At 71.7% G+C, this 21,917-nt stretch carries 18 protein-coding genes and 2 pseudogenes; 8 read left to right on the forward strand and 12 right to left on the reverse strand.

All coding sequences use genetic code 11. The annotated features are described in order from the left end of the window. Nucleotides 1-277: 277 nt before the first annotated feature. The 9 genes from hpnD to ACH5AF_RS12835 all read right to left on the reverse strand — a co-directional run bounded on the left by hpnD (nt 278) and on the right by ACH5AF_RS12835 (nt 9,585). On the reverse strand, nt 278-1,228 hold the full coding sequence (gene hpnD, locus ACH5AF_RS12795) for a presqualene diphosphate synthase HpnD (protein ID WP_398901623.1): 951 nt from the start codon (nt 1,226-1,228) through the stop codon (nt 278-280). Beyond that, nucleotides 1,225-2,139, reverse strand: coding sequence for a squalene synthase HpnC (gene hpnC / locus ACH5AF_RS12800; RefSeq protein ID WP_398901625.1), 915 nt, complete (start codon nt 2,137-2,139; stop codon nt 1,225-1,227). The genes hpnD and hpnC overlap by 4 nt, the downstream gene beginning before the upstream one ends. Nucleotides 2,140-2,536: 397 nt before the next feature. Beyond that, a complete protein-coding gene (locus tag ACH5AF_RS12805) occupies nt 2,537-3,334 on the reverse strand; it encodes an ABC transporter ATP-binding protein (RefSeq protein WP_398901627.1) in 798 nt (265 codons plus the stop codon). Then, entirely contained in the window at nt 3,327-4,256 is a 930-nt protein-coding gene (locus ACH5AF_RS12810; RefSeq protein WP_392322362.1) for an ABC transporter permease, read from the reverse strand. Before ACH5AF_RS12810 ends, ACH5AF_RS12805 begins: the two co-directional genes overlap by 8 nt. Nucleotides 4,257-4,349: 93 nt before the next feature. Beyond that, entirely contained in the window at nt 4,350-5,234 is an 885-nt protein-coding gene (locus ACH5AF_RS12815; protein WP_398901628.1) for a glycosyltransferase family 2 protein, read from the reverse strand. Beyond that, the gene (locus tag ACH5AF_RS12820; protein ID WP_398901630.1) at nt 5,231-6,010 is read right to left on the reverse strand and encodes a CDP-alcohol phosphatidyltransferase family protein; all 780 of its coding nucleotides are present in this window, start codon (nt 6,008-6,010) and stop codon (nt 5,231-5,233) included. The genes ACH5AF_RS12815 and ACH5AF_RS12820 overlap by 4 nt, the downstream gene beginning before the upstream one ends. Then, on the reverse strand, nt 5,988-7,049 hold the full coding sequence (locus tag ACH5AF_RS12825) for an iron-containing alcohol dehydrogenase family protein (RefSeq protein WP_398901631.1): 1,062 nt from the start codon (nt 7,047-7,049) through the stop codon (nt 5,988-5,990). Before ACH5AF_RS12825 ends, ACH5AF_RS12820 begins: the two co-directional genes overlap by 23 nt. Continuing rightward, nucleotides 7,037-7,774: a sugar phosphate nucleotidyltransferase gene (locus ACH5AF_RS12830; RefSeq protein WP_398901632.1), complete on the reverse strand. Its 738-nt coding sequence runs from the start codon at nt 7,772-7,774 to the stop codon at nt 7,037-7,039. The genes ACH5AF_RS12825 and ACH5AF_RS12830 overlap by 13 nt, the downstream gene beginning before the upstream one ends. Next, nucleotides 7,771-9,585 (reverse strand): DUF5941 domain-containing protein, encoded by a 1,815-nt coding sequence (locus tag ACH5AF_RS12835; RefSeq protein ID WP_398901904.1) that lies wholly within the window; start codon nt 9,583-9,585, stop codon nt 7,771-7,773. The genes ACH5AF_RS12830 and ACH5AF_RS12835 overlap by 4 nt, the downstream gene beginning before the upstream one ends. A gap of 605 nt (nt 9,586-10,190) precedes the next feature. Between ACH5AF_RS12835 and ACH5AF_RS12840 the strand changes: the two are divergent. From ACH5AF_RS12840 to idi, 4 genes and pseudogenes are all read left to right on the forward strand, one after another. After that, nucleotides 10,191-10,375: pseudogene (locus tag ACH5AF_RS12840) on the forward strand (UDP-glucose 4-epimerase GalE); the annotation flags it as partial. A 163-nt stretch (nt 10,376-10,538) separates the two neighbouring features. Beyond that, nucleotides 10,539-11,480, forward strand: a complete 942-nt coding sequence (locus ACH5AF_RS12845; protein ID WP_398901633.1) for a cation diffusion facilitator family transporter — start codon at nt 10,539-10,541, stop codon at nt 11,478-11,480. A gap of 265 nt (nt 11,481-11,745) precedes the next feature. Further along, complete coding sequence (locus tag ACH5AF_RS12850) at nt 11,746-12,540, forward strand: class I SAM-dependent methyltransferase (protein WP_398901634.1); 795 nt, start codon at nt 11,746-11,748, stop codon at nt 12,538-12,540. Between the two features lie 654 nt (nt 12,541-13,194). After that, nucleotides 13,195-13,788: an isopentenyl-diphosphate Delta-isomerase gene (idi, locus tag ACH5AF_RS12855; protein ID WP_398901635.1), complete on the forward strand. Its 594-nt coding sequence runs from the start codon at nt 13,195-13,197 to the stop codon at nt 13,786-13,788. A 102-nt stretch (nt 13,789-13,890) separates the two neighbouring features. Here the strand turns inward: idi and ACH5AF_RS12860 are convergent, their stop codons facing one another. Continuing rightward, nucleotides 13,891-14,367, reverse strand: a complete 477-nt coding sequence (locus tag ACH5AF_RS12860) for an ATP-binding protein (protein WP_398901636.1) — start codon at nt 14,365-14,367, stop codon at nt 13,891-13,893. Nucleotides 14,368-14,617: 250 nt separating this feature from the next. On the opposite strand from ACH5AF_RS12860, the gene ACH5AF_RS12865 reads away from it, so the two are divergent. Next, nucleotides 14,618-15,394 carry an enoyl-CoA hydratase/isomerase family protein gene (locus ACH5AF_RS12865; RefSeq protein ID WP_398901637.1) on the forward strand — a complete coding sequence of 259 codons (777 nt, stop codon included), beginning with the start codon at nt 14,618-14,620 and terminating at the stop codon, nt 15,392-15,394. On the opposite strand, the pseudogene ACH5AF_RS12870 reads toward ACH5AF_RS12865, so the two are convergent. Further along, nucleotides 15,381-15,928, reverse strand: a pseudogene (locus ACH5AF_RS12870) (GlxA family transcriptional regulator); the annotation flags it as partial. The gene ACH5AF_RS12865 and the pseudogene ACH5AF_RS12870 overlap by 14 nt on opposite strands. Before the next feature lie 121 nt (nt 15,929-16,049). On the opposite strand from ACH5AF_RS12870, the gene ACH5AF_RS12875 reads away from it, so the two are divergent. The 3 genes from ACH5AF_RS12875 (at nt 16,050) to ACH5AF_RS12885 (ending at nt 20,078) form a co-directional block, all read left to right on the forward strand. Continuing rightward, nucleotides 16,050-16,913 carry a hypothetical protein gene (locus tag ACH5AF_RS12875; RefSeq protein WP_398901638.1) on the forward strand — a complete coding sequence of 288 codons (864 nt, stop codon included), beginning with the start codon at nt 16,050-16,052 and terminating at the stop codon, nt 16,911-16,913. A 482-nt stretch (nt 16,914-17,395) separates the two neighbouring features. Further along, nucleotides 17,396-19,798, forward strand: coding sequence for a Tex family protein (locus tag ACH5AF_RS12880; protein ID WP_398901640.1), 2,403 nt, complete (start codon nt 17,396-17,398; stop codon nt 19,796-19,798). Between the two features lie 109 nt (nt 19,799-19,907). Next, the gene (locus tag ACH5AF_RS12885; protein ID WP_398901641.1) at nt 19,908-20,078 is read left to right on the forward strand and encodes a hypothetical protein; all 171 of its coding nucleotides are present in this window, start codon (nt 19,908-19,910) and stop codon (nt 20,076-20,078) included. 17 nt (nt 20,079-20,095) lie between these two features. Here the strand turns inward: ACH5AF_RS12885 and ACH5AF_RS12890 are convergent, their stop codons facing one another. Continuing rightward, entirely contained in the window at nt 20,096-21,733 is a 1,638-nt protein-coding gene (locus ACH5AF_RS12890) for an ABC-F family ATP-binding cassette domain-containing protein (RefSeq protein ID WP_398901642.1), read from the reverse strand. Nucleotides 21,734-21,917: the final 184 nt, after the last annotated feature.

A 21,917-nucleotide genomic window follows, 5' to 3' on the forward strand; every position in this document is an offset into this window, starting at 1 on the left:
CCGCCAGGCTCAGCCGCGGGACCGGGCAGCCGGATGCACAGCCCGCGTCCGACCTGCGCCGCCGCGCGGGCGCACACCGTCCCGAGCCGCACGCCACCCGTGACCCTGCGACTCGCGCACGGCCTCTGCGGCCACAGTCCGCCCGGCTCCATCGCACGCATGACGGGCCCGGGCACCGCCGCGCGGGGGCGTGTGACCTGCGGGCGGGCGGTCGGTCCGGCGGGCGGCCGTGGCGCGCACAGGACGGGGCCGCGCGTGGTGCGCGCAGGAGTCGGCATCACGCGCGTCCTCCCAGCGTGCGGCGGCCGATGGTGCGGGCGTCGAGTCCCGAGAGGCCGCGGACCGCGACGTAGGCCTTTTCGTGGCCCGGCAGAGAGACCCGGCCGCGCAGCACCCCATCGGGGTCGCGCTCGATGCGGTCGAGCAGGCGGCGGTAGATGCCGGCCATGGCGGCGACGCAGGCGCCGCTGCGGCGGTCGAGCATGGGCAGCAGCCGGTAGCCCTCGGCGAACAGCGCGCGGGCGCGGCGCACTTCGAAGTGGACCAGTCCGGCGAAGTCGGCCCCGGCAGGCGGGGTCGTGCGGTGGAAGCCTTCGGCGCAGCCGAACTTGGCGAGGTCGTCGGCGGGCAGATAGCTGCGCCCGTTGGCAGCGTCCTCGCGAAGGTCGCGGAGGATGTTGGTCAGTTGCAGGGCGAGCCCGAGCGTATCGGCGTACTCCGCGGCGCGTTCCGCCCCCCGCACGCCCGGCTGGGTGCCGAACACGCCGAGCGAGAGCCTGCCGATGGCGCCCGCGACGCAGCGGCAGTAGACCTTGAGCTCGTCCCAGGTCTCGTACTCCTCGCCGCGTACATCCATCAGGACACCGTCGATGAGCTCGTCGAGTCCGCCCAGCGGCAGAGGGAAGCGCTGCGCCGCGTCGGCGAGCGCGACGGCAACGGGGTCGGTCTCGTCGTGGTCGACGGTCCCGTTGCGGACGCGTTCGAGCAGACTGCGGGTGTCCTCCAGCCGGGCCTTCTTGGCCTCGGGCGTCAGGGCACCGTCACCGATGTCGTCGACGCGCCGGGAGAACGCGTACAGCGCCGACATGGCCTGGCGCTTGTCGGTCGGCAGCAGTCGGATTCCGTAGGCGAAGTTGCGGGCCTGCTGCCCGGTCACGGCCTCGCAGTAGCTGTACGCGGCCTGCACCGGCGCGGGCATCTGGGGCGATCCCTCCATCGTCCGGTTCATCCCTCTCTACGCGCTCTTCGCAAGACCACTCCCGTTTCGCGCAGCACATGGGCCTTTGCGGCTTTGGGTGGTCCGGGCAGCACATCATGTCCGGCCGCGGCGATCGCGGCGAGGGCGGCGCGCCCACCGCCGACGAATCCCGCGAGGAGCAGTCGCAGTCTGCCGTGGACGCTGCCCACCAGAGCCGTGCCCTCGTCGAGGAGGTCGCGGGCCCGCTGGGCCTCGTAGGCGATCAGCGCCCGCACCGAGGCGTTCGCCGTCGGGGCGGCGAGGTCGGACTCGGTGACACGGAAGCGGTCCAGGTCCTCGGCGGGCAGGTAGACGCGGTCGCGCGCGAGGTCCTCGGCGACGTCCTGGAGGTGCTCGACGATCTGCAGTGCGGTGCACACGGCGTCGGAGCGGCGGATGCGCTCGGGGCTCGTCGTGCCGGTGATCTCCAGGACCGTCCGGCCGACGGTGTTGGCCGACAGTTCGCAGTAGGCCACCAGGTCGTCCCAGGTCTCGTAGCGGCGTACGAGCTGGTCCTGCCGGTTGGCGGCGATGAGGCCGAGGAAGGGCCCGGGGGTGAGCGAGCGGCGGCGGACGGTGGGGCGCAGGGCACGCAGTAGCGGGTGCCGCGGGGTCCGGGCGGGGTCGAAGACGCGGCGCAGGTCCGCCTCGAAGGCGTCGAGGAGGGCGAGCGGGTCACCGGCCGCATCGGGCGCGACGCCGAGCCGGCGGGCGTCGGCGCCGCCGGGAGCGAGGTCGCCGTCACCGATGTCGTCGACGAGCCGGGCGTATCCGTAGAGGGCCATGAGGTCGTCGCGCCAGGCGCGCGGGAGGAAGAAGGGAGCTACGGGGAAGTTCTCGTCGGCAGCCTTGTCGAGGGTGGCACGGGTGGGCGCCTGGCGTGTCTCCCGGGCGGCTGTCATTGCACACTGCCCACTGCGACGGCGACGGCGCAGACCTCGCAGAGCTGGAGAGATCCCGTCATGGCCGTCACATCTCCCGTTCTACACTCCGAACCAATACATCCCATTTCGGACACGCCGCCGCGTTTCCCTGCCCCCGACGGTCGTCCGCACCCGGAGGGGAGAGGAGAAATTGCCGTACTTGCCGCGATTCAACTCCGCTACACCTTACGTGGTACACGGTGCGACGCGGCTCCGGGGCCACCTCGCGCGCCCGGCCTCAACGCCCCGAATCGACGCAACCTGCCCCGCGTGCACCGAACTTGGTCATTGATCGACGATCCGCGCGAATCCACGGCGGCAGGGGATCTCGCACGAAGGCCCGCCACCTCGGCCGGCGGCGGGGCCCGGTGCTGACCTACTTGCCGGTCTCCTTCTCGTACGCCTTGATGACCTCGTCGGTCGGGCCGTCCATCAGCAGCTCGCCCTTCTCCAGCCACAGCACCCGGTCGCAGGTGTCCCTGATCGACTTGTTGCTGTGGCTGACCAGGAAGACCGTGCCGGCCTCCTTGCGGAGCTCGCGGATGCGCTCCTCGGATCGGATCTGGAAGCGGCGGTCGCCGGTGGCCAGCGCCTCGTCGATCATGAGGACGTCGTGGTCCTTGGCTGCGGCGATGGAGAAACGGAGCCTGGCCGCCATGCCGGAGGAGTACGTCCGCATGGGCAGGGTGATGAAGTCGCCCTTCTCATTGATGCCCGAGAAGTCGACGATGCCCTGGTAGCGCTCGCGGATCTCCTCGCGCGACATACCCATGGCCAGGCCGCCGAGTATGACGTTCCGCTCGCCCGTGAGGTCGTTCATCAGGGCGGCGTTGACGCCGAGCAGGGAGGGCTGGCCGTCCGTGTAGACCCTGCCGCTCTCGGCGGGCAGCAGACCGGCGATCGCCCGCAGCAGTGTCGACTTGCCGGAGCCGTTGGTGCCGATAAGTCCGATCGCCTCGCCGCGGTAGGCGGTGAAGGACACACCGCGGACGGCGTGCACCTTGCGCACCCCGCGGGACTCGCCCTTGTCGCGGCGCAGGATCCGGCTCAGGGCCGCGGTGGCGCTCCCCTTGCCGCCGCTGCCCGCGTTGACGCGGTAGACGATGTGGACGTCGTCGGCGATGACGGTCGGCACGCGTGCGGCGGACCCGTTGTCGTTCTTGTCGTCAGCCACGGCCGTAGCGCTCCTCAGCCTTCCAGAAGTACACGAAGCCCGCGAAGCCGATCACGACGGCCCAGCCGAGGGCCGACGCCCACACGTGCGAGGGCAGGTTCTCGGAGCCGTAGCCGTCGATCAGTGCGAAGCGGACGAGGTCCATGTAGACGGCCGCCGGGTTGTACATCAGGACGTCGGCGATCCAGGCGGGCCTGTCCGCGAGCATGACCGGGATGGAGAACATCACACCGGAGGCGTACAGCCAGGTCCGCATGACGAACGGCATCAGCTGGGCGAGGTCCGGGGTCTTCGCGCCGAGCCTCGCCACGATCAGGGCGAGGCCGGTGTTGAACACGAACTGCAGGGCGAGCGCCGGGACCACCAGCAGCCACGACCAGGTCGGGAAGCTGCCGAACGCCACCACGATCGCGACCAGCACGATCATGGAGAACAGCAGCTGCTGGAGCTGCTGGAGCGCGAAGGAGATCGGCAGCGAGGCCCGCGGGAAGTGCAGGGCACGCACGAGGCCCAGGTTGCCCGCGATCGCCCGGACGCCGGCCATCACCGAGCTCTGTGTGAAGGTGAACACGAACACACCGGTCACCAGGAACGGTACGTAGACCTCTACCGGCATGCCCCGGCTGGCCTTGAGGATCAGGCCGAAGATCAGGAAGTAGATCAGGGCGTTGAGCAGCGGGGTCGCCACCTGCCACAGCTGGCCGAGCTTCGCCTGGCTGTACTGGGCCGTGAGCTTGGCCTGCGAGAAGGCCAGGATGAAGTGGCGCCGCCCCCACAGCTGCCTGACGTACTCGGCGAGGCCAGGACGGGCGCCGCTGACCGACAGCCCGTACTTGGCGGCGAGCTGTGCCGGCGAGAGGCCGTCGTCGGGTGACGGCGTGGGGCTCATCGCGATGGCACCGTCATGGGTTGTGTCACTCACAAGTTGAAACTTTCGTGTTCAAGATGCGCGGCGGTTCGGGGCTCCGTGTGTCCATCGGGGACCTCGGCCCAGATGCTCTCAGAACCGAGCTTGTCAGACGACAGGAGGTCGGCCCAGCCGTGTGAGCCGCCACACAGTACGCCACTTCATGGGGCGGCGCGGCCCGCAGGGCGTCCGCCATCCCTCCGCGAACCCCGCGAACCACGCCTTCAGCGCGGGCACCGTGGGCCGGCGCAGCAGCGTGAGCAGCACCCAGACGCCCAGGTAGACGGGGATCAGCGGCGCGGGCAGATTGCGGCGGGCCACCCACACGCGGTTGCGGGCCACCATGCGGTGGTAGACCGCGTGCCGCGAGGGCGGCAGGGTCGGGTGGAGCAGGACGATGTCCGCGCGGTAGTCGATTGCCCAGCCCGCGTCGAGGGCGCGCCAGGCGAGGTCGGTCTCCTCGTGCGCGTAGAAGAACTCGTCGGGCAGGCCGCCGACCTCCTCGATGACCTCGGTCCGCACGGCGTTGGCACCGCCCAGGAAGGTCGTCACGCGCGAGGAGCGCATCGGGTCCGAGGCGCGCAGCCGCGGGACGTGGCGGCGCTGGGTGAGCCCGGTGTCCGGATCGGCGATGCGGAAGCTGATGATGCCGAGCCGGGGGTCGGCGTCGAAGGCCTGGCGCACCAGCTCGCCGGTGTCGGCGCCTGCCAGCAGGCCGTCGTCGTCGAGGAAGAGCAGGACGTCGACGTCCCGCCCGGACGGCCCGAACGCCTCGATGCCCACGTTGCGTCCGCCCGGGATGCCCAGGTTCTCGGGCAGCTCCACGGTCCGCACGCCTTCGGGGACGTCGAGCACCGGGGCACCGTTGCCGACGACGACGACCTCGATCCGGTCGCCGTTCTGCTTGGCGACCGAATCGAGGAGTGCGCGCAGTTCGTCGGGGCGGTTGCCCATGGTGATGACGACCGCGCCCAGCTTGAGCGGAGCCGTCATTTCAGCCTGCTCGACGCCAGGATCGAGACCAGGTGCAGCAGTGTCTGCAGCAAGGCGATGCCGGCGAGGACGGCCACACCGAGGCGCGAGAAGAACAGGTCGTCCCTGACCGTGTCCAGGATCGCCAGGACCAGGATCAGCAGGGAGGCCTCGATCCCGAGGACGAGCCGGTGGAACCTCAGCGCCGCTGCCGCCCTGCGGGCCAGCGCCATGCCGGACGAGCGCGGTTCGGACGCCGCCTCCTTGACCGGCGGCAGCCCGCCCTGGTGACGCGCGACGCCCACGAGGTCGGTCTCGGCCTTGATGAGGATGGCGCCGAGGGCGGCCAGGGTGCCGAGGAACGCCCACAGCCAGTCGATCCGGCCGGGCCCCCACAGGTCGGCGGCGCGCAGACCGAAGCCGACGAGGACCGCGGCATCGCACAGATACGCCCCGACCCGGTCCAGGTAGACCCCGCCGAGCGAGAACTGCTTCTTCCAGCGGGCCACCTCGCCGTCGACACAGTCGAGCAGCAGATAGAGCTGGACCGCCACCACACCGAGCACCGCGCCCCAGATCCCCGGCACCAGCAGAGCCGGGGCCGCGAGGACGCCGAAGACGGTCATCAGGTAGGTCAGCTGGTTCGGCGTGACCTTGGTGGTGACCAGGACGCGGGTGATGCGCAGGGAGATCTCGCGCATGTACAGGCGGCCGCCCCAGTGCTCTCCGCTGCGCCGGTCCTTCACACCTGCCGGGTGAACGACCGGTCGGAGTTCAGCTACGGATGGTCTTGGCATAGTCGGCGTACGCGTCCCTGATCTGGTCGTCGGTGAGGTCGAGGTGCTCCAGGACGGTGAACCGTCCCGGGCGGGTCTGCGGTGCGTACTCCACGGCGCGGATGAACTCCTCCGTGGAGAACCCGATCTCCTGCGGCAGCACCGGCAGCCCGTGCCGGCGCAGCACGTCGGCGAACTGGGCCGCGTCCTCTCGCGCGCCGCGCAGGTGCATCGCGAACGCGGCGCCGAGTCCCACCTGCTCGCCGTGGCTGGCGGCCCGCTTGGGGTACAGGAGGTCGAAGGCGTGGCTGATCTCGTGGCAGGCGCCCGAGGAGGGCCGGGAGTCGCCGCTGATCGACATGGCGATGCCGGAGAGGACCAGGGCCTCGGCGAGGACGGTGAGGAACTCGTCGTCACCGACGCCGCCGGGGTGGCGCAGCACGGCCTCGCCCGCAGTGCGGGCCATGGCGGCGGCGAGGCCGTCGACCGGTTCGCCGTTGACGCGGTGGGCGAGCTCCCAGTCGGCGATCGCCGAGATGTTGGAGATCGCGTCGCCGATGCCGGAGCGGACAAAGCGCACGGGGGCGTCGCGGACCACGTCGAGGTCGATGACCATGGCGATGGGCGACGGGACTCCATAGGAGCCGCGGCCGTTGTCGTTGTCGAGGATGGAGATCGGGGAGCACAGGCCGTCGTGTGCGAGGTTCGTCGCGACGGCGACGAGCGGGAGGCCGACCCGGGCCGCGGAGTACTTCGCCACGTCGATGATCTTCCCGCCGCCGAGGCCCACGACCGCGTCGTACCGTCTGCCCTTTATGTCGTCGGCCAGCTTGACGGCCGAGTCGATGGTGCCGTCGCAGACCTCGTACCAGTCGGCACCCGGCAGCGCGGGTGCCAGGCGCTCGCGCAGCGCCCGGCCGGAGCCGCCGCTGACGGCGAAGGCGAGCTTGCCGGATGCGGAGATGCGCTGGTCGGCGAGGAGCGAGGCCAGATCGTCCAGGGCGCCCGCGCGGATGTCGACGACTACGGGTGACGGGATGAGCCGGGTCAGTACAGGCACGCGATCCCACGGCCCTTCGCGAGGTCGTCGTGGTTGTCGATCTCGACCCACTTGACGTCGCCGATGGGGGCCACGTCGATCGTGAAACCTCGGTCGACGAGTTCCTGGTAGCCGTCCTCGTAGTAGAGGTCGGGGTCCCGTTCGAAGGTGGTCTTCAACGCGTCGGCGAGGTCGGCCGCCGCGTCGGGCTCGATGAGAGTGACACCGATGTACTCGCCGGTGGCGGCCTCGGGGTCCATCAGCTTGGTGATCCGCCGGACGCCCTTTCCGTCGGCGGTGACGACCTTCATCTCCTCGTCGGCGAGGTGCTTCACCGTGTCGAGGGCGAGGATGATCCTCCGGCCGTCGCCGCGGGCGGCGAGCAGCGTCTTCTCCACGGAGACGGGGTGCACGGTGTCGCCGTTCGCGAGGATGACGCCCTCGGCGAGAACGTCACGGGCACACCACAGGGAGTAGGCGTTGTTCCACTCCTCGGCCTTGTCGTTGTCGACGAGGGTGAGCTTCAGGCCGTACTTCGCCTCCAGCGCCGCCTTGCGCTCGTAGACGGCCTCCTTGCGGTAGCCGACGACGATCGCGGCCTCGGTGAGCCCGATCTCAGCGAAGTTGCCGAGGGTGAGGTCGAGGACGGTGGTGTCGCCGTCCACAGGCACGAGGGCCTTCGGAAGCGTGTCGGTGTAGGGGCGAAGACGCCTTCCGGCACCGGCTGCCAGTACGAGGCCGATCATGCGGGTTCTCCTTCGTCATGTACTGCGGGTGCGCCCGAGGACACCCAGAAGCGGATGCTCTCGGCCAGCACCACGAGCGCGACGGCCACGGCGATGACCGTCAGCGCGATGGTGAAGTCCGTGTTGTTCAGCAGGAAGGCCAGCAGCGCGACCGCCAGGACCCGCCCCTCGTGCCCGCCGATCGCCCGCACGAGCCAGTGCGGGGGCGCGCCCGTGCCACCGCGTATGCGGTACACCGTGTCGTAGTGATGGTAGGCGACGGCCGCCACCAGCCCGAAAGCTGCCGGTAGCGCCCCGTTCACCTCCGCGTGAGCGGCGAGGATCATGACGGTGCCGTATTCGGCGGCCCGGAACACCGGGGGAACCAGCCAGTCGAGGGCGCCCTTCAGGGGCCGCGCGACCGCGATGCCCGAGGTGACGGCGTACACGGCGGCCGCGACGACGGTCCAGACGGACCCGAAGCCTGTGAAGCCGGCCGTGGCCAGGACGGCGGCCGCGCCGGTGACGGCGGCGGCGAGCGGTATGAGCCCGGGCAGGCTGCGCACCGGCTGCGCTGCGGCACGCGCCACCTGAGCGGCGAGCGGGCCGGAGTCGGCGAGGTCCGCGAGCGCCTGGGCGGCGCGGTCGGTCCGGTGGGCCCTGCGGGTGAGCGAGCGCAGCACGCGCCCCGCGGTGGTGTAGCAGGCGGCGAGCGAGCAGCCGACCAGCAGCGCCCAGAAGACGATCCGCGGCGTGGTCACGGCCGTGAGCACCGCGATCATGGCCCAGCGCTCGCCGATCGGCAGCACTATCATCCGCCGCACCCACACGGTCCATCCGACGCTGTCGAGCTTGCTGGACAGGGCGGCCGTGGGACTCGTGTTCGCGGTGGCGTCGTGGTTGGCCTCGTTGAACGAGAAGTCGACGACGTGCCGACAGGTCTGCAGGACCATGGCGCCGAGAGCGAGCGCCCATACGTCGTCGCCCCCGCGGGCGGCGCCGAGGGCGAGGCCCGCGTAGTACGCGTACTCCTTGGCCCGGTCGAAGGTGGCGTCCAGCCAGGCGCCCATCGTCGAGTACTGCAACGAGTAGCGGGCCAGCTGGCCGTCCGTGCAGTCCAGGACGAAGGAGACCAGCAGCAGCAGGCCTGCCGCGACGAAACCGAGGCGGGTGCCGGTCGCCGCGCATCCGGCGGCGATCAGCGCGGTGAGCAGCGAAGCGGTGGTGACCTGGTTCGGGGTCAGGCCGCGGCGCGCGCACCAGCGGGCGATGTAGCGGGAGTACGGGCTGACGCAGAAGGTCGTGAAGAAGCCGTCGCGTGCCTTGACGGCGGACCGCAGCCGGACGGCCTCGTCGTCGACGGCCTCGACCGCCGCGCGGGCGCGGTGCCTGTCCTGCGCCCCGGCGGGCACCTCGGCGACCAGAGAGCCGAGGTCGGGATGGTGGACGGTGGTGCCCGCGTCCTCCAGGGCCGTGGCGACGTCGTCCACGAGCCCGTCACCGGTGACGGCGGCCGCACCGGCGGGCACGGTCGCCGCGATCGTGCGCACGGCCGTGTCGAGTGCGGCGCGGGCGGCGGGCTGGGCGGTCAGTGCTCCGGTGACGGCGGCGGCCGGGAACCGCGGGTCGGTCAGCGCCAGCCGCAGGGCATGCACATGACCCACGAACCGGGGATCGACAAGGGCGATCCGCTCGCCCGCGGGCACGGCCGTGACCAGGGCCGCGGTGTGCTCGGGGCCGCCCGCGACGCGCACGTCGAAGCCCAGCGACCGCAGATCGCCTTCGAGCGGCGATCCGGGTACCGGCGTACCGGTGAGGATGGCGGTCGACAGACGAACTCACTCCTTGGAGCTGACGGTGCAAAGACGCGGCGGCTCGGCCCGGTCCCCGGGCGGCGGCACGTCGGCTGAGGCTATCGGATGGAGGGAAGCGGGAATTCATCGGCCGTTCACGCCTCGGAGGTCCGCCGGGATCATCATGGTCGATCACCGCCTCGCCGGACAAACCGCGGACGGCCGCCGCACGAGCTACCGGGCCCCGGCCCCGGCAGGAGGGGCGGCCCCGTCGTGCCGTGGTCCGCCGGGCCCGGCGGACCTTCGTCTGCGGGTGAGGTTGCCGACCCGGCCGGGGAGGCGACGAGACCCAGCCCGGGGGCAAGGCGACCGTCCTGGCCAAATTGGGGCGTTCTGCCCATCTGTGCGTGAGGCACCCGCCCGAGATGGGCTGCCCCCGTCTGCGCGCGAGGCACCGAGGCCGGCAAAGTGGCCGAACCCCACCGCGCGCCTGGCCTGGCCCCGCCGGGGAGGGGCGGCCGGTGGCGGAACCTCCTAGGGTTGCCGTTGTGACGTGGCTGATCACAGGTGGAGCGGGGATACATCGGCGCGCATGTGGCGCACGCCATGGCGGCGGACGGTCAGCAGATAGTGGTGCTCGACGACCTCGCGAGGTCACCGGCCGTCCTTTCGTGCCGGTGATCGAGGAGCGCAGGGCCGGGGACCCGCGAAGGCGGTCGCCTCGGTCGATCTGATCACCAAGGAACTGGGCTGGACGGCCTCGTACGGGGTCCGCGAAATGGTCGAGTCCGCCTGGGAGGGCTGGCTCCGGCGGCACCCGACCGCCGTTGCGACCACTGCGGCCGACCGATCGCACAAGCCTCTGCCCTGCCAACATTTCCGCAGGTCAGAGCATATGACAACGGTGTTCAGTGCCGTGTTGACCATACCCCCCGCCCGTAGTTCACTGAGGGCCGGAAGGACACGCCGGACGTTCGCTGGGAGGCATCCTCATGGGGGCTGGGCACGACCACGGGCACACGCACGGCGGGCCGCCGCCGACGGGGACCGCGGCCGCGGCCTACCGGGGACGGCTGCGTATCGCGCTCTCCATCACTCTGGGTGTGATGGTGATCGAGGTCGTCGGTGGTGTGCTGTCCGGCTCGCTCGCCCTGATCGCTGACGCGGCCCATATGGCGACGGACGCCGTCGGACTGGCCATGGCGCTGCTCGCCATCCACTTCGCCAACCGTCCGGCCGTACTGAACCGCACATTCGGACTGGCGAGGGCGGAGATTCTCGCGGCGCTGGCCAACTGCCTGCTGCTGCTCGGCGTCGGCGGCTACCTCGTGTTCGAGGCGGTCGAGCGTTTCATCACACCGACGGAGACCCGCGGCGGCCTGACGATCGTCTTCGCGGTCATCGGCCTGGTGGCCAACATGGTGTCGCTCTCCCTGCTGGTGCGCGGGCAGAAGGAGAGCCTGAACGTCCGCGGCGCCTATCTGGAGGTGCTCGCCGACGCCCTCGGCTCGGTCACCGTGCTCGTATCGGCGGGCATCATCCTGGCCACGGGCTGGCAGTACGCCGACCCCATCGCGTCCCTCGTCATCGGTCTGATGATCGTTCCACGGACGGTGCGGCTGCTGCGCGAGACACTCGACGTGCTGCTGGAGGCGGCACCGAAGGGCGTCGACATGGGTGAGGTCCGGGCCCACATGCTGGCGCTGCCCGGCGTGGAGGACGTTCACGATCTGCACGCCTGGACGATCACCTCGGGCATGCCGGTGCTCTCCGCCCATGTGGTGGTGGCACAGGAGGTGCTGGACGCGGTGGGGTACGAGAAGCTGCTCCACGAACTGCAGGGCTGCATCGGGGGTCACTTCGACGTCGAGCACTGCACGTTCCAGTTGGAGCCGGTCGGGCACGCGGCGCACGAGGCGAAACTCTGCCGCTGAAGCGCTGCCCGGCGGCTGCCGAGCTTGTTAGGGTGACGCGGAGGACGATCAACGTCCCGGCCGAACCGGTGGCCGGTGCCGGCCGATTCCCCTGGTGGGGCCCCGAGGGGAGCTGAGGTTGTTGACTGTCGCAGCGGAGGCTGCCGTGCGCAGCGCTCGGTCCGTCATCTCCCGGGCTCCCGGCCACCACTGATCGGACCCGTCCGCTTCGGCGGACCCGGTCGTGCGGTCGGCCGGAGCCCTTTCACACACAAGGGTTTCCCCGTTGTCCGACAACGCATTGCACGACGCTTTCTTCGCCCTGCACCACGGCCTGCCGCGGCAGGGTCCCGGGTCCGACGCCACCTCGCGGCGGCTGTTGGTCGCCGCCGGCCCACTCCCCGCGCGTGCGCGGGTCCTCGACCTGGGCTGCGGTCCGGGCCGTTCCGCGCTGCTGCTGGCCGCCGAGGCCGGTGCGCAGGTGACCGCAGTCGATCTGCATCAGCCGTTCCTGGACGAGCTGAGGCAGTCCGCCGACGCCCGCGGGCTCGGTGACGCGATCCGTACCGTACGCGCCGACATGGCGGACCTCCCCTTCCCCGACGGGTCGTTCGACCTCGTCTGGGCGGAGAGCTCCGCCTACGCCATCGGTTTCGACACCGCTCTCGACTCGTGGCGGCGGTTGCTCGCCCCCGGCGGTCGTCTGGTGCTGACCGAGTGTGAGTGGACGGCCGAGCCGTCGGCCGCCGCCCGTGCCTTCTGGGACAGGCACTACCGCCTGCGCACGACCGCCGAGAACGGCGCGGCGGCCTCCCGAGCGGGCTACACGATCCTGGCGGTGCGCCGGCAGCCCGGGAGTGACTGGGACGAGTACTACGGCCCGCTCGCCGCACGGGCCGCAGCCGCGGACCCCGAGGCACCGGGCATGGCCGAGGCACTGGCCGCCACACGTGAGGAGATCGCGATGCGCCGCGAGCACGGCGCGGAGTACGGCTACACCGGCTATGTGCTACGGCCCGCCGATCCCCGCCGGCCCACTCGCCCGGAGACCGCGGCGACGCCGCGGCCGTCCGGCAGCTGAATGCCGCCGCCCTCCCACGCCCGACGAAGGGCGCCTGGTGGACGCGCCCGGTCGGACGGCAAGTCGTGGCTGCCCGGCCTGTCGTACGTCGCCGAGGCGGCGGACGGCTCACCTGCCGCGTAAATGCGCTGCTCACCCGTTGCCGGTGGGCGACGCGCCCGAGCTCGCGCCGCGGTGGCGACCGCGCCCCGGTAGCGGCGCCAGGGCGCGGGGCACGCGGTGGTACGGCCGTGCCGGCCGCGGCACGGGCGCGCGGTGAGGGGCGCGGCGTGAGGACGCGGCGTGAGGGCGCGGCGTGAGGGCGCGGCGTGAGGGCGCGGCGTGAGGGCGCGGCGTGAGGGCCTGGTGGTGATTCCGAGGCATCCGGAGTACTGCCACGGTTCGGTTTCGAAGGTGGCCTCCCCGTACGGAATCCGGTCAGGTTTCGAGGTGCCGGACGAGGCCATGACGGCGTTGCCGCCCGACGGATCGGCCCCCTTTCCTTCAGGGGCCATCCGCCGGCCGGCGGCCTTCCGGGCCGACGCGCCCGTCCGCCCCGCCGTGCGCCTGCACGGCGGGGCGGACATGCCAGGCTGCCGAAGTGCGGACAAGCCCCGTTTTTGCGGCAGACTGGGCAGGCTCCCCGAGGGCCGAGGAACGATGCGAAGGATGGTCATGCCGATCACACCAGCCACCGCGGCGAACAGTTCGTCGAACGGCACATCACCAGCGATCCTGCTCGAACTGGTCGACGAACAGGGGAATACCATCGGCACCGCGGAGAAGCTCTCCGCCCATCAGGCACCAGGTCGGCTGCACCGCGCGTTCTCCGTCTTCCTCTTCGACGAGCGGGGCCGGCTGCTGCTGCAGCGCCGCGCGCTGAACAAGTACCACTCCCCCGGTGTCTGGTCGAACACCTGCTGCGGCCACCCCTACCCCGGCGAGGCACCCTTCGCCGCCGCCGCCCGGCGCACGTACGAGGAGCTCGGGATCTCGCCGTCGCTGCTCGCGGAGGCGGGCACGGTGCGCTACAACCACCCCGACCCGGCATCGGGGCTGGTGGAGCAGGAGTACAACCACCTCTTCGTCGGCATGGTGCAGTCCCCGCTGCGGCCCGATCCGGAGGAGGTCGGCGAGACGGCGTTCGTGACGCCCGACGAGCTCACGGAGTTGCACGGGCGGGCCACGTTCTCGGCGTGGTTCATGACGGTGCTGGACGCCGCACGCCCGGCGGTCAGGGAACTGACGGGGCCGTCCGGCGGCTGGTGAGGCGTGCGGGTGGTGCGTCCGGGCGCCGGCCGCACCCGCCCGCGCGGGAGCCACGGGTCGTCCCGGCGGATCAGGGCCGGAGCCGATCAGGGCCGGACATCCCTAGATCGGAGTCGCCTCACCGTTCAGGACGGGCATCAGCGGCAGTTCGGCCCAGATGATCTTGCCGCCGCTCGCGGTGTGCTCCACGTCGCACAGCCCGCCTGCCTCACGGGTGATCTCCCGTACGAGCAGCAGGCCCCGGCCGCCGGTCTGCGCGGAGTCGGTCTCCAGTGCCTTGGGCCGGTAGGGGTGGTTGTCCTCGACGGACACGCGCACCCACAGGGCGCCGATGGCGACCTCGACGGCGACCTCGGGGGAGAGCAGGGCCGCGTGCCGTACGGCATTGGTGACCAGCTCGGAGACGATCAGCAGAAGTCCCTGCACCATCTCGTCGGCGACCGGGACTCCCTGGCGGTGCAACAGGTCCCGCACAGCGCGCCGGGCCTGCGGTACGGAGATGTCCACCGCCGGAGCGGTGAAACGCCAGACCCCCTCGTACGACAGCGGCCGGGCGGGCACGCTCCCGCGGCTCTCCATAGTTTCACCCTCGGCTCGTTTGCCACTGACCTTCGAGTAACAAGTGTTGACAGGCAGTTGGTTCAGACCGAGCAGCTGAACAGAACTGATCGACTTTCGGCGTCTTTTGACCGTTTGCGTATGACAGCGTCAGTTGTGCGACTGGTCGCGACGCCCTTCTGTCCGGTTCGTCCGGCCGATCGTTTCAGCAGCCTTTTTCCCGGCACCCTTCGTGATCGACGGTCCTGACCAGGCGGATAGCATCCGGCGCATGGAACCACCCAAGTCGCCGCAGCCGCAGCTGGCACATACCGTCGAGGACGGTGTCGCCACCGTGGTCATCAGCAATCCCGCGAAGCGCAACGCGATGACCGCCGGGATGTGGCGGGCCCTGCCCGAGCTGCTCGCCGATCTGGCCCGGGACCGCGCCGTGCGGACGCTGGTGCTCACCGGAGAGGGCAAGACCTTCTGCGCGGGCGCGGACATCTCCTCGCTGCGCGACCCGGGCGAGGACCCGCAGGCGCTCGCGGTCCGCGCGGAGGAGGCGCTCGCCGGCTTTCCCAAGCCGACGCTCGCCGTGGTGCGCGGGTACTGCGTGGGCGGCGGCTGCCAGCTCGCCGCGGCCTGCGATCTGCGGTTCGCCGCGGACGACGCGCTCTTCGGCGTGACACCCGCGAAGCTCGGCATCGTCTACCCCGCGGCCTCGACCCGGCGGCTGGCGGCCCTGGTGGGACCAGCCGCGGCCAAGTATCTGCTGTTCTCCGGCGAGTTGATCGACACGGACCGGGCGCTGCTCACCGGGCTGGTGGACGAGGTACTGCCGGAGAGCGAACTGGGCAGGCGGGCGGCCGAGTTCACCCGGATCCTCGCCGCACGCTCGCAGCTGACGCAGTGCGCCGCCAAGGAGTTCACCGCGGGGCGCACCGACCGGGACGCGTACTGGGCGGCGCAGGCACGCGGCAGCGGCGACACCGCCGAGGGGGTCGCCGCCTTCCTGGAGCGCAGGGCGCCGCGTTTCGACTGGACGCCGGGGCCTACGGCAGGATGAACCGGCTCTTGGCGCGGAACTCCTCGACGAGGTGGGCGGGTGCCTTGTCCGGCGAGCCGGTGTCGTAGGGCGGCTGCGGGTCGTACTCGGTCAGCAGCTGCACGAAACGACGGCGGTACTCGGCGGGCGCGACGCCGAGCGCCTTGACGAAGGCCCGGCGCATGGCCTCCGGGGTGCCGTAGCCGCAGGCGCGGGAGACGTGCGCGATGCCGTCGGCCGTGTCCTCCAGGAGCCGCCGGGCGTGTTCGAGGCGTACGCGTTCGACGTAGCGGCCCGGTGTCATGCCGGTCTCGGCGTGGAAGGCGCGGGCGAAGTGGCGCGGTGACAGGCGTGCCCGGCCGGCGAGCGCCTCCACCGACAGGTCGGCCGCCGGATGCTCGGTGACCCAGTGCTGGACCTCCCGCAGCGGGTCGCGCCGGCGGTCTGGGCGGCGAGCTGGGCGCTGAACTGGGCCTGGTTGCCCGGCCGACGCAGGAACACGACGAGATGGCGCGCCACGGTGAGCGCCACGTCCCGCCCCAGGTCCTCCTCGAGCCCATCCTTCGCGGCGGGCCCGGTGGCGGCAATGACGAATGTCCCACCTTTCCTGCCATCCGGCGGGGCGTGTGACGACCACCCCTGTGCCGGCGTACCAACCAGTCGGTAACCTGCGCCCATGAGCTCTCTTCCCCCGCGCGCGGGACGCCGCTGCCACAACGCGCTGAACCCGCTGCACTCCACGGTCTACTTCTCGCCCGACCTGGGCAGGGAAATGGCCGGCATCGGTGTCGAGGACCCCAACGCGGCCTACTTCGCGGCCCGCTCCGCGGCGCTGGGCGCCGTCGGTCCCGGAACGGTCGCCGCCACCTTCTACAACTTCAACCCCGAACTGATCGCCCGGCATCTGCCCGCCGTGTGGGACACCGCGTCCCCCGAGACGGTGCTCGCGGCGCGGCTGCGCGCCGCCGACGCGACGCTGCGACGGCTGCTCGGCGAGGAGGTCGTCGCGTCCGACGAGCTGGCCGAGGCGGCGGAGCTCGCCCTGCGCGCCGCGCAGGCGTGCACCCGGCACGCCCGGCCGCTGTACGCCGCGCACGCCGATCTGCCCGTGCCCACCGAGCCGCACCTCGCGTACTGGCACGCGGCGACCCTGCTTCGCGAACACCGCGGTGACGCCCACCTTGCCGCGCTGCTGCTCGCGGGGCTCGACCCGCTGGAGGCGCTGGTGAGCCACACGGCCACCGGCAAGGGCATGGCACCTCGCTGGATTCTCGCGACCCGCGGCTGGCGCCGCGCGGACTGGGACGCGGCGCAGCACCGGCTGCGGGAGCGCGGACTGCTGGACGCGGAGGGCGCGCTGACGGATACGGGCACGGCGCTGCGCGGTGAGGTCGAGGACAACACGGACCGCATGGACCTCGCGCCGTACGAACATCTGGGCGCGAAGGGCGTGGAGCGCCTGACGCAGCTGGGCCGCGGCTTCCTGGTGACGGCGTTCGCGGCGGGCGCGTTCCCGCCGGATGCGACGGGCCAGGGCTGACGCGTCGCCTCGCCCCGCCGCACGCGGTGCGACGGGGCCACGCGACGAACTCGTGGGGACCGCCATGCCCCCGGGCGCGGCTACGCCCCGCGGAGCGGCGCCCGGCAGACGGGACCGCCCTGCCCGCGCAGGCGACGCCGTACGCCAGGGCAGGCGGTCATCCCGAGCCGACGGCCCTCCGCCGCCCGGCGTGGACGCCGAAGGCCGCGGGCCGTTGGACGCGCCGGACCGCCGCCGCGGCCATGCCCGCCGCGCGGCCGAGTCTGCGCAGGACCGGCACAACCCGGTCGGCAACGGCTCACGAACAGGGCGGCTCGGCTGAACACCGGCCTGTCATCCCCGGTCGAGCGGCCGAACGAACAGGGTGAAATACCCCCAGTCAGTCCCTTTTCCCTACGCGGCGGCACGCGACACGGCAGGGCGGCACCCGGCACAATGCAGGCTCAAGCACAGCCAGCACCGAGAAGGCGAGTCGGGGAACCGTGACCACGTCCATCGAAGGCAGGATCGCCGAGGAGCTCGGCGTACGCGAGCGGCAGGTGAAGGCGGCCGTCGAGCTGCTCGACGGCGGGTCGACCGTGCCGTTCATCGCGCGGTACCGCAAGGAAGCGACCGAGGTGCTCGACGACGCGCAGCTGCGCACGCTCGAGGAGCGGCTGCGTTATCTGCGGGAGCTGGAGGAGCGGCGGACCGCGGTTCTGGAGTCCGTACGGGAGCAGGGCAAGCTCACCGACGAGGTCGAGGCGCAGATCCGTGCCGCGGACACCAAGGCGCGGCTGGAGGACATCTATCTGCCCTTCAAGCCCAAGCGGCGCACCAAGGCGCAGATCGCCCGCGAGGCCGGGCTCGAACCGCTGGCGGAGGGACTTCTCGGCGACCCGTCGGAGGAACCACTCGCCGCGGCCGCCGCGTTCGTCGACGCGGAGAAGGGCTTCGCGGACCCGGCCGCGGCGCTGGAGGGCGCACGGGCGATCCTGGCCGAGCGGTTCTCCGAGGACGCCGACCTGATCGGTGAGCTGCGCGAGCGGATGTGGACGCGCGGGCGGCTCGCGGCGAAGGTCCGGGAGGGCAAAGAGGAGGCGGGCGCGAAGTTCGCCGACTACTTCGACTTCGCCGAGGCGTTCACCGAACTTCCTTCCCACCGCATCCTCGCCATGTTCCGCGGCGAGAAGGAGGAGATTCTCGATCTCGTCCTGGAGCCGGAGGAGCCGGTGGACGGCCCTTCGTCGTACGAGGGGATCGTCGCCGCCCGCTTCGGGATCTCCCAGCAGGGGCGGCCCGGCGACAAGTGGCTCGCCGACACGGTGCGCTGGGCATGGCGGACCAGGATCCTCGTCCACCTCGGCATCGACCTGCGCCTGCGGCTGCGCACGGCCGCCGAGGACGAGGCGGTGCGGGTCTTCGCCGCGAACCTGCGGGACCTGCTGCTGGCCGCGCCCGCCGGCACGCGCGCCACGCTCGGGCTCGACCCCGGTTTCCGTACGGGCGTGAAGGTCGCCGTCGTGGACGCGACCGGCAAGGTCGTCGCGACCGACACGATCTACCCACACGTCCCGGCCAACAAGTGGGACGAGTCGCTGGCGAAGCTGGCCCGCCTGACAAAGGAGCACGCGGTCGAACTGGTCGCGATCGGCAATGGCACGGCGTCCCGTGAGACCGACAAGCTCGCCGGTGAGCTCATCGCCAGGCACCCCGAGCTGGGCCTGACCAAGGTCATGGTCTCGGAAGCCGGGGCCTCGGTGTACTCGGCCTCCGCGTTCGCCTCGCAGGAACTGCCCGGCCTGGATGTGTCGCTGCGCGGGGCCGTGTCGATCGCGCGGCGGCTGCAGGACCCGCTCGCCGAGCTGGTGAAGATCGACCCGAAGTCGATCGGTGTCGGCCAGTACCAGCACGACCTGTCCGAGGTGAAGCTGTCGCGTTCGCTGGACGCGGTGGTCGAGGACTGTGTGAACGGCGTCGGCGTCGACGTCAACACCGCCTCCGCTCCGCTGCTTTCCCGGGTGTCGGGCATCGGCGCCGGACTCGCCGAGAACATCGTGGCCCACCGCGACACCAACGGTCCCTTCCGTTCCCGCAAGGCGCTCAAGGACGTCGCGCGGCTCGGCCCGAAGGCGTACGAGCAGTGCGCGGGCTTCCTGCGGATCCGCGGCGGCGACGACCCGCTGGACGCCTCCAGCGTGCACCCGGAGGCGTATCCGGTCGTACGGCGCATGGTGAAGACGACGGGCGGCGAGGTCGCGTCACTGATCGGGAACACGGCGGTGCTGCGGTCGCTGAGGCCCGCCGAGTTCGTGGACGACACCTTCGGTCTGCCGACGGTGACGGACATCCTGCGCGAGCTGGAGAAGCCGGGACGTGACCCGCGTCCCGCCTTCAGGACGGCGACGTTCAAGGAGGGCGTCGAGAAGATCGGCGACCTGGCCTCCGGGATGGTGCTGGAGGGTGTCGTCACGAATGTCGCCGCGTTCGGGGCGTTCGTGGACGTGGGCGTCCACCAGGACGGCCTCGTCCATGTATCGGCGATGTCGAAGACGTTCGTCAAGGACCCGCACGACGTGGTGAAGTCCGGCGACGTGGTCAAGGTGAAGGTGCTCGACGTCGACATTCCGCGCAAGCGGATCTCGCTGACGCTGCGGCTGGAGGACGAGGCCACCGCCACCGGTGCGCCGAAGCGTGAGCGGGGCGGCCGGCCGCCGCAGCAGCGCCAGGGCAGCGGTCGCGGTGGCACCGGCGGTGGTGGTGGCCGGGACCGGCGTGGTGGCGGGAACGGGAACGGCGGCGGGCGCCCGTCCCAGGCCCCGGCCCCCGCGAACAGCGCGATGGCGGACGCCCTGCGCAAGGCAGGCCTGCTGGACGGTGGCCGCGGCGGCAAGGGTCGCCGCTGACGCGCTGCCGTCGACCGGTGAGGCATGGGGCGGGCAGGGGTTTCCCTGCCCGCCCCGGCTCGTTTTCGGCCGACGTGCGGGGGCGACGGGGTCGTGTGACGCTGGCCGCATGAACCAGGTCGGAGACAAGCCCGAAGAGGTCCGCAAGCACCTCGAAGAGGAGCAGCGGGAGGCCCGGCAGAAGCAGAAGGAGCGCACGACCGACGACCGTGCCGCGAAGCCCGCCGAGCCCGACCGGCGCGACGACGAGACGTACGAGGAGCCGGAGGACCGCCCGTAGGGGCGGCCGCCCGCGGCTCAGATCTCGGTGACCTTGCCGGCGGCCACCTCGACGCGCCGCGTGGTGCGGACCGCGTCCAGCATCCGGCGGTCGTGCGTGACCAGCAGCAGCGTGCCCGTGTACGACTCGAGCGCCGACTCCAGCTGTTCGATGGCGGGCAGGTCGAGGTGGTTGGTCGGCTCGTCCAGCACCAGCAGATTGACTCCGCGTCCCTGGAGCAGGGCGAGGGCCGCGCGGGTGCGCTCGCCCGGGGACAGGGAGGTTGCCGGGCGCAGCACATGGGCCGCCTTGAGCCCGAACTTGGCGAGCAGCGTGCGGACTTCGGCGGGTTCGGTGTCGGGGACGGCCGCGCAGAACGCGTCCAGCAGCGACTGCGTCCCGTGGAACAGCTGTCGCGCCTGGTCGACCTCGCCGACGACCACGCCCGCGCCGAGCGAGGCGTGCCCGGCGTCGAGGGCGAGCCGACCGAGGAGAGCGCCGAGCAGCGTCGACTTGCCGGCGCCGTTCGCGCCGGTGATCGCGACCCGGTCGGCCCAGTCGATCTGCAGGTACGCCGGTCCGAAGCGGAAGTCACCGCGGCGGACCTCGGCCTCGCGCAGGGTCGCGACCACCGAGCCGGAGCGGGGCGCGGCGGCGATCTCCATCCGCAGCTCCCACTCCTTGCGGGGTTCGTCGACCGTGTCGAGGCGTTCGATCATGCGCTGTGTCTGGCGCGCCTTGGCCGCCTGTTTCTCGCTCGCCTCGCTGCGCAGTTTGCGGCCGATCTTGTCGTTGTCGGTCGCCTTGCGGCGGGCGTTCTTCACGCCCTTGTCCATCCAGGAGCGCTGCATATGGGCGCGGCTCTCGAGGGCTGCCTTCTTGTCGGCGTACTCCTCGAATTCCTCGCGCGCGTGGCGGCGGGCGGTCTCGCGCTCCTCGAGATAGGCCGCGTAACCGCCGCCGTAGAGGGTGATCTGCTGCTGGGCGAGGTCCAGTTCGAGCACCTTGGTGACCGTGCGGGTCAGGAACTCGCGGTCGTGGCTCACCACGACGGTGCCCGCGCGCAGGCCCTGGACGAAGGTCTCCAGGCGCTCCAGTCCGTCGAGGTCGAGGTCGTTGGTGGGCTCGTCGAGCAGGAAGACGTCGTAGCGGGACAGCAGGAAGGAGGCCAGTCCGGCGCGCGCGGCCTGGCCACCGGAGAGCGAGGTCATCGGCTGGTCGAGGCCGATGGCGAGCCCGAGGGAGCCGGCCACCTCCTCGGCGCGTTCGTCGAGGTCCGCGCCGCCGAGGTCCAGCCAGCGCTCCAGGCTGACCGCATAGGCGTCGTCGGCGCCGGGCTCGCCGTCGACCAGGCCCTGGGTGGCTCGGTCCATGGCGGCCTGCGCGGCGGTCACGCCGGTACGCCGGGCGAGGAAGTCCCGCACGGACTCGCCCTCGCGGCGATCGGGCTCCTGCGGGAGGTGGCCGACGGTCGCGGTGGGCGGCGACAGCCGCAGCTCGCCCTGCTCGGGGCGGTCGAGTCCGGCGAGCATGCGCAGGAGCGTGGACTTGCCGGCGCCGTTGACACCGACGAGGCCGATGACGTCGCCGGGCGCGACGACGAGATCGAGGCCGGAGAAGAGCGAACGGTCCCCGTGGCCGGCGGCGAGGTCCTTCGCGACAAGAGTGGCAGTCATCAGGAGGTCGATCCTAGGCCAGCACCGGGGACGGTCGTACGGCCCCGGAAGGCTCGTGACCCGTGACCCGTGACCCGGCACGGCGCACCAGGTCACCGACCCGGACGAGAAGCGCATGGCCTGGATGCCGTGACCCGTGGCCGTGGGCTGCGGTCCGGGCCTGCCCGCGCCCGGGGCGTGGGCT

This window comes from Streptomyces sp. NPDC018833, from assembly GCF_044390825.1.
Classification (GTDB): Bacteria; Actinomycetota; Actinomycetes; order Streptomycetales; family Streptomycetaceae; genus Streptomyces.

Coding starts and splice junctions, on each gene's coding strand:
- hpnD (WP_398901623.1), bottom strand. CDS start 1,228: ATGAACCGGACGATGGAGGGATCGCCCCAGATGCCCGCGCCGGTGCAG.
- hpnC (WP_398901625.1), bottom strand. CDS start 2,139: ATGACAGCCGCCCGGGAGACACGCCAGGCGCCCACCCGTGCCACCCTC.
- ACH5AF_RS12815 (WP_398901628.1), bottom strand. CDS start 5,234: ATGACGGCTCCGCTCAAGCTGGGCGCGGTCGTCATCACCATGGGCAAC.
- ACH5AF_RS12820 (WP_398901630.1), bottom strand. CDS start 6,010: ATGCCAAGACCATCCGTAGCTGAACTCCGACCGGTCGTTCACCCGGCA.
- ACH5AF_RS12830 (WP_398901632.1), bottom strand. CDS start 7,774: ATGATCGGCCTCGTACTGGCAGCCGGTGCCGGAAGGCGTCTTCGCCCC.
- ACH5AF_RS12845 (WP_398901633.1), top strand. CDS start 10,539: ATGGGGGCTGGGCACGACCACGGGCACACGCACGGCGGGCCGCCGCCG.
- idi (WP_398901635.1), top strand. CDS start 13,195: ATGCCGATCACACCAGCCACCGCGGCGAACAGTTCGTCGAACGGCACA.
- ACH5AF_RS12860 (WP_398901636.1), bottom strand. CDS start 14,367: ATGGAGAGCCGCGGGAGCGTGCCCGCCCGGCCGCTGTCGTACGAGGGG.
- ACH5AF_RS12865 (WP_398901637.1), top strand. CDS start 14,618: ATGGAACCACCCAAGTCGCCGCAGCCGCAGCTGGCACATACCGTCGAG.
- ACH5AF_RS12875 (WP_398901638.1), top strand. CDS start 16,050: ATGAGCTCTCTTCCCCCGCGCGCGGGACGCCGCTGCCACAACGCGCTG.
- ACH5AF_RS12885 (WP_398901641.1), top strand. CDS start 19,908: ATGAACCAGGTCGGAGACAAGCCCGAAGAGGTCCGCAAGCACCTCGAA.
- ACH5AF_RS12890 (WP_398901642.1), bottom strand. CDS start 21,733: ATGACTGCCACTCTTGTCGCGAAGGACCTCGCCGCCGGCCACGGGGAC.